The following is an 11562-nucleotide window of genomic DNA, read 5'->3' on the forward strand; positions in this document are numbered from 1 at the left end:
TGTATATTTTATGTTTTACTTTAGGTATTGACTAGTGTTGGTGATCAATAGAATCACAATGTAATAGTTCTTTTTCTTTTTTCTCAATAGGTTTAGTTTTTAACCCTTTGTTTTTAGCTTGAAGCATTAGCATTGTTAATTCGTTTTTCTCCTTTTTAATCGTTTCTCTAAGTTTAGCATCACGTTCTAAATCAAAATAGATTTTTCCTTCTATGATTGTTTTTTCAGCTTTAGCGTAAATAGATAAAGGATTATCCGTCCATAATACTACATCTGCATCTTTTCCAACTTTAATACTACCCACACGATCATCAATATGTAATAATTTAGCAGGATTTAGAGTCACAAATTTCCAAGCGTCTTCTTCGCTAATATCTCCATATTTTACAGATTTAGCAGCTTCTTGGTTTAGACGTCTTGACATCTCTGCATCATCACTATTAATAGCAACTAATACACCAGCATTGTGCATGATTGGTGCGTTAAAAGGGATGGCGTCATTTACTTCATATTTATAAGCCCACCAGTCAGAGAATGTAGAACCTCCTGCACCATGTTCCACCATTTTATCAGCTAGTTTGTAACCTTCTAAAATATGTGTGAATGTGTTGATTCTAAAGTCGAACTTTTCAGCCACTTTCATTAACATGTTAATCTCGCTTTGCACGTAAGAGTGGCATGAGACAAAACGTTCTTTATTTAAAATTTCGGCAAGCGTTTCTAGTTCTAAATCTTTTCTGTACGGTTTACCACTTTTCTTTAAAGCATCATATTCTTTACCACGTTGGAAGTAATCCGTATAAACTTGCTCAACACCCATTCTGGTTTGCGGAAAACGAGTTTTAGCATTATCTCCCCAATTAGATTGTTTTACATTTTCACCTAAGGCAAACTTGATAAATTTAGGACTGTTTTTGTAGACTAAATTATCGGCTTTTTCTCCCCATTTTAATTTGATGATGGCAGAACGTCCTCCAATTGGATTGGCAGATCCGTGTAATATTTGAATACTAGTCACACCACCAGCAAGATTACGGTAAATGTCAACATCCTCGGCATCTAGTACATCTTCAATAGTTACTTCCGCAGTACTGTTTTGCCCAGCTTCATTCACACTTTCTGTCGCAATATGCGAGTGCTCGTCAATTATTCCAGCAGTTAGATGTTTTCCTGTTCCGTCAATAACGGTAGCATTACCAGCACTTAAATTAATGCCCATTTTAGCTATTTTTCCATTTTTAATTAGGACGTCCGTATTTTTAATAATACCATCTTTCTCGTTAGTCCAAACCGTTACATTTTTAAACAATAATGTTTCTTGCTGTGGTAGGCTTTCCATACCATATGCCATATTTGGATAGGTTACAGGATATATTGTAGGTGTTTTATCGTCTTTATCCTCGCTATCTTTTTTATCTCCTTTTTTAGCGTCTTTTGCCTGCTTAGTAGCCAAAAATGGCCCCTCGTTACCATTAGGGTAAAACAATTTACCGCTTAATGTTTTTGGGTTGGTAACGTTAGTAACGACTCTAACAAATTCCTTTTTAGTACTATCTGCAGCAGCAAAGGTTAATTGCATCCAATTAGCACTAAAGCTTATTTTAGAACCATATTCTTTAGTCTTTGTTTTAACCTTAGATTTTAGTTTTTCAATGTCACCAGAAATCTCTAACTCATAATCTGTATTGTCAAAATTAAAAGTGTAACTACCACGTAAATCTGCAGTATTCATAGGTGTTAATTCATCTTTGATACCCGTCACCCAGTTTTCATAAATAGTAGTTTCTTTCTCAAAAACATCACCAGAAGTAATTAAAAAGTTAGCATAAGCACCAGATTTAAGATGACCAAGTTCTGATGATTTTCCAATAATTCCGGCAGGAATAGTCGTTAAAGCTTCTAAAGCCTTTGTTTTGTCTAAACCATAGGCAATAGCTTTTATAATATTCGGCATTAATTCTTTCGCCTCTTTTAATTTGTGCGTCGTTAACGCAAACTGAATATTGTTTTCGGCTAAAACTTTAGGGTTAGCAGGACTTTGGTTCCATGCTTTTAAATCCTCAAGGCTAACAGACTGGGCTAATAATGGATCTTCCATATCATAAGCATCCGGAAAATCTAATGGTAAGATAAATTTAGCATTGGTATTTTTAATATCACTAATCAACTCATACTCGTCACCACCACCAACAAATACATATTGGATCCCAAATTGATCTCCTAATTTGTCAAAACGTAACGCATTTATCTTTTTACCAGCATCAAAAAACTGAACCAGATTTTTATTAGCTATATAAGCTTCTAAAGCGCGATCTTTTTCTTTAATATTACCTTTAGCATACCAATCTGCATCATGGTTTACCTGGCGTAATAAAGCCATAGTCCCCATTAAGGATGTTGGATAAGCCTGTCTAGAGGTTTTACTTTTAGACGTCCCAGAAAACTGACCAACTCTGTCGTCTAATAATCTAGTAGCATCACTACCCGAAGCTGCTAGTGTTACTAATACACCAGTCCCTTGGATAATACCATCATCAATATGTGAGTTGACAACTCCAAAACCAGCCTTACGTAATGCTTCCGCTTTTTTGCTATCAAACTTAAAATGGTCTATTGCATTTTGGTCAGGTCTAATATGGTCATTCCAATAAAAACCTTCGCGACTAGCGTCATATTGTGGATTTCTTCTATTGCCAGAAGCGCTACTCGGTTTTTTAATACCAAAATCTGAATAAATATCAATAAAAGAAGGGTAAATAGATTTACCAGTCACATCAATAACAACAGCGTTTTTCGGGATAGTAACAGACGCTCCAGAAGACACGACTTTACCATCTTTAATAAGCAAGGTTCCTTTTTCAATAATTTGATTAGGAGTGACATAAATTTTAGCGTTTGTTAAGGCTGTGTAATTAGACGTGTTGGTTTTTACACCATCGTTTTTTGGAACATACTCTTGTGCAAAAGAAAAATAACCGCACAACAGCAGGCTTAATGCTGCCCATTTTTTAATCATTGGTTGATAGTTTTAGGTTGTTTAAAAACTAAATATAAGCATAAGCCAATATGCCAAACAAACCTCAAATAAGTTTTAACGTTTTTAAAAAGTTTTGTCTTCCAAATAATTAACCAATAAAGCTACGACGTAACTGTAGCTATCCATACCTTTAGCTTGGTTGTTGGCTTTTAGATACGTCGTGTAGGTCGATCTAAAAAAAGGTTCTAACGGATTTTGATAAGCATTCCAAAACTTACTGACCTCTTGATAGTTTTTTATAATCCCTGTATTAATAGTCGGTAATAATTGGTCATATAAATCAGGATCACGTTTAAAAATTTCGCCAAGACAATGCCTTAAACCAAATGTGTAACCCGAATATTTAAAATAGATATTTTCGTTGCTAATAGTGGCTAAAAAACCAATAAAATTAGCCTCGTTTTCTTTAGCATAACCCAATTGGTGTGCGACTTCATGCGCAGCAGTCGTCGGGAATTTATACACCGGAATCATATCATCCACCTGAGCCTCGTTAGTAATTGGATTTAAATACCCACTAAAACCCATGTAGGTTAATGGATAACTAAATAACGATTTTTTTAAACTTTTAGGATGGTATTCCAAATGCGGAAAATCGGTTTTTAAAGCCTCATAACTTTTAGGCGTTAATGCTAAAATTTCGGATTTAGTAAACGGTAATTCGACCTTTAAACTATCATTTTTAGTGATTTCTAATTGAATAGCATTAGATTTTTTAATCAAGTTTTTGGTCACCGTAACTAATTGCTCAGTCGTGTAATCATCCTCTAAATTTAAATTTTTATGCAAAGGATTTCGGTAATAATTAAACCCCCAAAATAAATGAAACGCCATAAAAATAACGCTAACAGCAGCAAAGACATCAATTAGCCAACGTACGGTATCTTTCCAGATGCGTTTTACATTTAAAATTAGCCAACGGATAATAAAAATTATAGTAAAAGCATATAATAAATCGCCAAAACTAAAAGGTAACCAACCCAAAGTATACCTAAATAATTTAGAAATAAAGGGATACAAACCATTACTATATACAACCTCGACCGTGTCCGGGAATTTAGCCGAAACTTTCACTAATATATACATTGGTATAATCAGTAAGGCAATCCACAGTTTTTTGTTTTTTAGCATAACTCAAAAATAATTAAAAATTAGGACCAATCGCTTAGGTTTGTTTAAAAGGTTTCTACCTGCTGTCCGTTATATCTTTTTTTGCAAAAAAGGATGCCACTACCATCAGGAGTATGGACTGAGGTTGTTTTTTGTTTATAAAGGAATAAGAAATGTTTTAAAATTGTGAAAATCAGTTGTTATTGAGGGAAACCGTAAAGTAAAATCAATTTATATTTATACATTTATGAATTAAAGGAAAGTATTTGCAGAGAATAGTTAATATGAAATTATGGCATTAGAAGAAAAAATATATGACATAGAAGCTAATAATGATTGGGCTAAAAACGTAAAAGGAGAACATTTGTACATTGACAATGCTCCAAGTGGACGTCAGGGGTATTTCTGCATTGGTTGTGATAAACAAATGGAAGCTGTAAAAAGAAAGAATAGGAATCATAAATCTTACTTTAGACATGTGCCTGTTGATGTTAAAAAAGATTTAGTGCCCTGTACTTTTAGTAATAGAGAGTATAGAGAAATATTAGCTGCCGACATTCTACAAAGACTAAAATCTATTAAAGTACCAACGGTGTATAAGTACCCTCCATACAAAGAAGATGGTGCGCCTATACTTTTAGAGCAGTCAAAATTTATATACGCTGATAAGGTTAAATCTCAACTTACATTTTTTGAAGACGAAGATGGGACTATTGGGTATGGTAAAAATGTAGATGTTGAAGAAAGGTATTTACTTATGAAACCAGATATTGTTTTTTTTGATGTTGAGAACAAACCAATATTATTTATAGAATTAGTAGATAAGCATAAAGTTACAGAAGAAAAAAAGATAAATTTAAGACGATTAGGGATTGATACGGTAAGTATTATAGTGCCTAAATCATCAGAAAAAGAAATAGAAGATAATTTTAAGTCAACACAACGTGTAAAGTGGGAATTTAATGGAAAAGAAGCAAACACCAAATATGTATCAGTTTCCGATGGATCTTCAGAAGGAATACTGGAACCTGATGAATACCAAAGAAGAGTTTTTGAAGAATCGATCAATTGCCGTAAAGCAAGACTTAATAACACGTTACGTACTATTGAAAAATGCTTGGGAACGGAATATTACAGAAGAGCAGAACAATATTTTGAGTCAGAAAGATCTAGAATTGAGGAGTCTACAAGATCAGCTAGGGAGAGATTGGGATCTATGGAGTCAGAATATGAAAAATATGTATTTGAAGAGCTTGGAGGACAATTTCAAGAGTTTGAAACAAGAGGAGAGGCTTTTGGAAGAAAGAAAGCAAAGTTTTCAGAATACGTTAGAGGCTTGGAAAAAAGATATTTATCAGAAGCTAGACGAATTGACAGCGAGCAAAAGTCAATTCAAAACGAGTATGAAGTCCAACGAGAGCATGGTCAGTCTGAAAATGCGATTAGAAAAGAATTCGAAGATATTGAAGACGGATTTAAACGCCACTTTAATGAGCGAAAAGGAGAAGTTACCAGGCTTAATGAAGCTGAAAAAAGAGAAATTGAAGAAATTGAACGAGAAACAAACCAATTTCAACCAAGATATTCAAGAGCTGAGTCTAAAATACGAAACGATTTTAATAAAGAAGAAGCAGAAATTGAAGAGCGACGAAGAACTTTACAGAAAAGAGTTGATAACGAACTTGCAAAACAAATCAGGCAAGGAACCACCGAAGGATTACCCGAAGGAATTAATCCCTTATTGGAAGCAGAAAGAATGGGAAACGATTTCAAAATTGCTGCAAGCAAAGAAAATAGTTATAAGAGGGCACGGGAATTACTTAAAACGGGAGCTTGGAAAGCATGGTAAGGATTTAGATTGGTTTATGAGTAAAATGTGATCATATTTTTCAGCTACAATCAAAGAGCAACACCTAATGTTATTTCTAACTTAAAAAGGTTTTTTAATGCATCTGCAATTTGTACTTTTGTAATTCAATTAAAACTATACAAATGAGTCAAGACGTTAGAGCTTTAGAGCCAAAAGCATTATGGAATAAATTCGCAGATTTAAACGCAGTACCAAGACCTTCAAAAAAGGAGGAGCGTGTGATTAAATTTATGAAAGACTTTGGTACCAATTTAGGTTTAGAAGTTATAGAAGATGAGGTTGGAAATGTAATTATCAAAAAACCTGCAACTGCAGGTATGGAGGACCGTGTGACTATTGTAATGCAATCGCATTTAGATATGGTACACCAAAAAAATGCAGATACCGATTTTGATTTTGACACACAAGGGATCCAAATGGTAGTGGAAGGTGACTGGGTAAAAGCAAAAGGAACAACGCTTGGTGCAGATAACGGATTAGGAGTGGCGACTATTATGGCACTTTTAGAAAGTACAGACATACCACATCCAGCAATAGAGGCGTTATTTACTATTGACGAAGAAACCGGTATGACGGGTGCAATGGGATTAAAAGGTGGTTTATTAACTGGCGGAATCTTATTAAACTTAGATACGGAAGAAGATGACGAGATTGGTGTTGGTTGTGCAGGAGGTATTGATGTTACCGCAACTAGAACTTACGAGCAAGAAGAAACTCCAGAATTTAAAATAGGATTTGAAGTAAAAGTAAAAGGCTTACAAGGTGGACATTCTGGTATGCAAATACACGAAGGTTTAGGTAATGCTAATAAAATAATGAATCGTGTATTATTTGATGGTTTTGAAAACTTTGGTTTACGTATTTCGGAAATTGATGGTGGAAGTTTACGTAACGCTATTCCAAGAGAAAGTAGAGCAGTAGTTGTAATAGATGCTGTACACGAAGCTGCTTTTATCAGCGAAATGGAAGAGTTGGGTAACAGTATTAAAACCGAACTGAAAACTATGGAGCCAGATTTAGTGATTGAAGTGTCTAAAACAGAGACTCCAGAACTAATAATGGAACTTGGTGTGCAAGAAGGATTAACACGTGCTATTTATGCCGCTTTAAACGGTGTGTTCCGTATGAGTGCAGATATTCCAGAATTGGTAGAAACGTCTAATAACATTGCACGAGTAATTATTAAGGATGGTCACGTAAAAATAGGGTGTTTAACACGTAGCTCTGTCGAAAGTAGTAAAATGGACTTAGCTAATACGTTACGTTCAGCATTTGAGCTTACAGGTTGCGAGGTTGAGTTGTCAGGAGATTATCCAGGATGGACACCAAACATGGATAGCTCGATATTAAAAGTGTTAGATAATTTATACCAAAAATTAAATGGCGAAAAAGCACATATTGCTGCTTGTCACGCTGGTTTAGAATGTGGTATTTTAGGTCAAAACTATCCAGATATGGAAATGATTAGTTTTGGACCAAACATCAAAGGAGCACATAGTCCTGATGAGCGTGCACAAATATCATCTGCTCAAAAATACTGGAACTTTGTATTAGAGATATTAAAGGAGATTCCTAAAAAGTAATCTTTTTAAGTAGTATTATATAAAATAGAAAAAGCACAATCTTAGGATTGTGCTTTTTTTATAGCGTTAGTTTAATGGTTTGTATAATTAGGAGGTCGTTTTGAAATGCTAAACTTTTAATTTAGCGATAGTTTATCTATTTTTTTAAAACTTTATTAGTAAAAGTTTTCCCTTCCAATGTTGTTGTTTTTATTAAATATAATCCACTAGGTAAATTTGATATGTCTAAAATATTTTCTCCTATATTCAAACTTCCGTTTTGTAATAACTGACCGTTAATATTAAATAACGAGTAGTTTCCCGAATAATTTAAATTCATTAGAAGTGAGCCATTTGTCGGGTTTGGAGATATAATTAATGCCTCTTTTAATTTATAATTAGTTACAGATAATGTATTTGTAATACCTAAACTTACACCATCGATAAAAAACTGTGATTTAGGTATCGTTATTCTTAATTGATAGTCCCCAGAACTCAAATTAGAAAAAACTAAAGTGGTTTTTTTAGGGTTTGGCCAATCTGCACATGTACCAGTAATAGTGTTATTTGTTGAAGCACTAAGAACAGTACTATTATCATCTAATAATTCAAATACTGCAGCAGTTGTAGAATAAATTACGCCATACTCTAATTCTAACTCATAATCACCAGGTGATCCAATATTAAAAAGAGGTGATGTAATAATTGCTGTTTGGGTATTTGGAAGATTATCAACAAACATTGATTGACAACCTCCATCAAACCAAGATTTAGATACTGTATTTGGTAAAATAGTCCAATCATCAACGTCTGATGCTACATTAAAACTTCCAGAAGGTATAGGTGTGTTTTGACTAAAAGAAAATTCAAAACACAACAGTCCAATTAAAAAAAAGAAAAGTATTTTTAATTTCATAAAGAAAATATTTTTAGATTAAAATTAATATGTCGTTTTAAAAGTAACGACTTAATTTTTTTATTAAAAACACTAATTGAATAAACCTTAATTTGATTTGATTAAACCACGTTTTGATTAGATAAAGTAAATCTATGATTACTAATTTCAGGTTAATTAAGGCTTTTTTTTAGACAGTATTTACTGCTTTTATCTGTAATCTTGTTGTTTGTTTTCGCTATTGCTCTAATGATTATGACTCCTTTTTAATGAGTTATATTCTCAGTATAGCGAAGTGTGGGGAACTTTGTATTAGAGAATTTAAAAGGGAGTCCTGAAAATAAGAGGGGTTATAATTAATGTGACTTTTCCCAAAATAAATAAAGCACAATCTTAAGATTGTGCTTTATTTATTTAGTCAGTTATATGTTTAGTTATGAGGATTCTAGGAGATAAAATACTAATAAACTGAAAGCTAACTTTGGTTTTGCTAAAAGGATCTTTTTTTTATTAGGAGTTAGTCGTTATTATTTTGGCATAAATTTACTATGGTCAGAAGGTTCTAGCTCTTTTTTGATTGAGTTTTCTTTTTTCAATTCAGAAATAATTTCACTCGAATTGTTTATTTTATTTTCCTCTGAATATGTGGTTTTCGTTTTTATTTCAGATTTAGGTTTTTGAATAATAAAAGGTATTACTATAAAAGCTAATAAAATAAAAGTTGTAATAACTCCAAAAAGTACAGAATTTTGAAAAAGGATTATTATTCCAAGAGTCGAAAATATAATTCCGCAATATTGCATTGGTATCCAAAATAATGTATGATTATTCTTGATTTTTAATTGCTGTTCTGATTTTTTATCAATTACAATTAGTTCATTTTTTGTATTCCATTTCCCTCCAAAATACCAGCTAAAAATTCCAGTAACAAAAGCGGTGATAATAAAACTATAGTCTGCGTTTTCAGTGGAAAAGATGGAAACGCATATAAATAATGTAATTAATAAAACAATAACTGATAGATAACCTCTACCTGACCATACAATCATATAATTCAATTTTAGTATAATGCCTACTTTTGTTTTTAGTCCTTTTTCGGCTTATTTGGACTTTTTTAAATTATCGTCAATATACATTAGAGACCAAACGAAATTAGTTTAAAAAAACGACAACGTCAAACAGGTAATTAATGCTTTCTTTTATTTCATACTCTCATTTAAGTATAGACACTAGTTGGAGTATTGTAATACTTTTTGTGGCAGGATTAATTAATATTCATTGTCTTTAGATTTATCTAATGTTATATATTCGCTTTGAAGTAAAGATTTTAGTTAAAAGGATAGGTCGTTTGTGTACTATTTAACTTCATTATTTGATTTAGGATGTATTTATGAGGTATTTATTTGGAGTGACTATTATTTGGGCGTTTTCATTTAGTTTAATCGGTGTCTATCTTTCTGGGCATGTGGATGCTTGGTTTTCTGTATTGATGCGTATAGGTATCGCAACACTATTATTTTTGCCTTTTTTAAGGCTTAATAAAATTAAAGCAGAAACAATTTTTAAACTTATTGCAATTGGAGCCGTTCAATTGGGTTTGATGTATTGTTTTTATTTTCAATCGTTTAATTTTTTGACTGTTCCTGAGGTATTACTGTTTAGCGTATTTACGCCTATTTACATAACGTTATTAAATGATATTTTAAGCAAGCAATTTCATAAAGGCTATTTACTAACGGCTTTGATAGCTGTTTTGGGTGCTGCTTATATTCAATACTCAAGCATTAGTCAAAATGTAGTTTTAGGTTTTTTAATCATCCAAGGTGCTAATTTATGTTTTGCTGTTGGTCAAGTAGCTTACAAGCACTTATTAAAATCTACACCAGAATTAGAAAGTACACCAAAGCATACTATTTTTGGCTTATTTTTTATTGGTGCATTTATAGTGTCGTTAATTGCTTTTTTTATGTTTGGCTCAACCAAAAAAATGCCAACCACACCAGTACAGTGGGGTGTGTTATTATATTTGGGAGCTGTGGCTTCAGGTTTAGGCTACTTTTTTTGGAACCAAGGTGTAATTAGAGTAAATACAGGGGCGTTAGCAATTATGAATAATGCGTTGATTCCGTTAGGATTAATTGTCAACCTTCTTATATGGAATAAAGAGGCCGATATTATTAAAATTTTAATTGGTGGTAGTCTTATTTTCGCGTCTCTGGCAGTTAACCAATACTTAAATAAAAGAAACAAATATATAAAAGAGTAATTTTAAGTCGTTTTTTTGACAAAGCTCGGGTTGCCTAATTAAATATTACTGATTATTTTTTTATACTTATACAACAAGTCTAAAGGAATGTGGCAATAAGAATAGTCACTAGGATGCAAGGTTAATCTATCTTGATGTTCTGCGTCACTTGGGATAAAATTTGTTAAAGGCAACACTTCAATAGCGATCTCTTTTTTCGTTTTATTTTTATCATTTAGCGCCTGTTCTATTTTAGTAATACAATTTTTGGCCTTTAATAGGTGGTTTTGATCAGTGCTGTAGAGGCCTGTACGGTATTTTTCTCCTACATCATTTCCTTGTTTATTGATACTATAAGGATCAATGATTTCTAAAAAGTAATGTATTAAATCTTCAATTGTAACAATGGTGGTATCAAAGACTGTTTTGACGCATTCCGCATAACCGTCATAGTCTGTGTTAGTAGATGTAGTAAGGCCATTAGCTCTGCCAGCTTCAGTATTAATAACGCCAGGTAGGTGTTTTAAAAACTCTTGTACGCCCCAAAGACAGCCGCCTGCAAGATATATGGTTTCTATTGATACTGATTGTTCTTTTTTTGTCATTATTAATTAGTGCCGGCGTATGGCGAATTTGATTCCATTCTAATGAATTATATTAGAGAGCAAACGAAGTTAATTTAAAATTTTGGTAAAGTCAAATAAGTAATTACTGATGTATCAAAAGAAGAGTAAATATTAAGTTGATCAAAATACTTAATTATCATTTGCTAAAAAAATACAGGAGCGTTGTATTATAAATATTAACAGAGGGTCATAAAAAAATTAAGAGTTTTTTTAATTA

At 32.6% G+C, this 11562-nt stretch carries 8 protein-coding genes; 3 read left to right on the top strand and 5 right to left on the bottom strand.

Features of this window, described 5'->3' with window-relative positions:
• Positions 1–31: 31 nt before the first annotated feature.
• Both E9099_RS11800 and E9099_RS11805 read right to left on the bottom strand, forming a co-directional pair.
• On the bottom strand, positions 32–3016 hold the full coding sequence (locus E9099_RS11800) for an amidohydrolase family protein (RefSeq protein WP_136583777.1): 2985 nt from the start codon (positions 3014–3016) through the stop codon (positions 32–34).
• A gap of 84 nt (positions 3017–3100) precedes the next feature.
• Positions 3101–4168 carry a DUF3810 domain-containing protein gene (locus E9099_RS11805; RefSeq protein ID WP_136583778.1) on the bottom strand — a complete coding sequence of 356 codons (1068 nt, stop codon included), beginning with the start codon at positions 4166–4168 and terminating at the stop codon, positions 3101–3103.
• Positions 4169–4439: 271 nt separating this feature from the next.
• Between E9099_RS11805 and E9099_RS11810 the strand changes: the two genes are divergently transcribed.
• Both E9099_RS11810 and E9099_RS11815 read left to right on the top strand, forming a co-directional pair.
• Entirely contained in the window at positions 4440–5996 is a 1557-nt protein-coding gene (locus tag E9099_RS11810) for a hypothetical protein (protein WP_136583779.1), read from the top strand.
• A gap of 143 nt (positions 5997–6139) precedes the next feature.
• Positions 6140–7600, top strand: coding sequence for an aminoacyl-histidine dipeptidase (locus E9099_RS11815; protein WP_136583780.1), 1461 nt, complete (start codon positions 6140–6142; stop codon positions 7598–7600).
• Between the two features lie 136 nt (positions 7601–7736).
• Here the strand turns inward: E9099_RS11815 and E9099_RS11820 are convergent, their stop codons facing one another.
• Entirely contained in the window at positions 7737–8495 is a 759-nt protein-coding gene (locus E9099_RS11820) for a T9SS type A sorting domain-containing protein (protein ID WP_136583781.1), read from the bottom strand.
• Between the two features lie 506 nt (positions 8496–9001).
• A complete protein-coding gene (locus E9099_RS11825) occupies positions 9002–9523 on the bottom strand; it encodes a hypothetical protein (protein ID WP_136583782.1) in 522 nt (173 codons plus the stop codon).
• Positions 9524–9864: 341 nt separating this feature from the next.
• On the opposite strand from E9099_RS11825, the gene E9099_RS11830 reads away from it, so the two are divergent.
• On the top strand, positions 9865–10740 hold the full coding sequence (locus E9099_RS11830) for an EamA family transporter (RefSeq protein WP_136583783.1): 876 nt from the start codon (positions 9865–9867) through the stop codon (positions 10738–10740).
• 38 nt (positions 10741–10778) lie between these two features.
• Here the strand turns inward: E9099_RS11830 and E9099_RS11835 are convergent, their stop codons facing one another.
• The gene (locus tag E9099_RS11835) at positions 10779–11324 is read right to left on the bottom strand and encodes a peptide-methionine (S)-S-oxide reductase (RefSeq protein WP_136583784.1); all 546 of its coding nucleotides are present in this window, start codon (positions 11322–11324) and stop codon (positions 10779–10781) included.
• Positions 11325–11562: the final 238 nt, after the last annotated feature.

Origin of the sequence: Psychroserpens sp. NJDZ02 (assembly GCF_004843725.1) — a bacterium.
Classification (GTDB): Bacteria; Bacteroidota; Bacteroidia; order Flavobacteriales; family Flavobacteriaceae; genus Olleya.